This is a genomic window from Pseudoalteromonas sp. MER144-MNA-CIBAN-0113 (genome assembly GCF_040308965.1).
In the GTDB taxonomy this organism is placed as follows: Bacteria; Pseudomonadota; Gammaproteobacteria; order Enterobacterales; family Alteromonadaceae; genus Pseudoalteromonas; species Pseudoalteromonas tetraodonis.
On sequence record NZ_JBEOOG010000615.1, the window covers coordinates 1 to 235 of the forward strand.

General features: G+C 40.4%; 1 pseudogene. It reads right to left on the bottom strand.

Features of this window, described 5'->3' with window-relative positions:
- Window positions 1–235, bottom strand: a pseudogene (locus AAEY57_RS21170) (RNA-binding transcriptional accessory protein); the annotation flags it as partial.

Sequence of the window (235 nt, forward strand, 5' to 3'; positions counted from 1 at the left end):
TAGTACGGGGGCCTGCAGGTGCTGCCATTAATAAATCTTTTAAGTTTTTAGCAAATACGTCGATTGCACCAGCTTCTGCTTTTTCGCGCATTGCTGCAAAAAATTCATTCTCTAGGTGTAATCCTAACTTAATTTTCCACGCCCATTGCACAACGTTTAATAACCAAGGACTTGCCGCTTTATATTTAATATCTAAACGGTAATGGTCAGCAATCATGTTGGCACATAGTTGCGC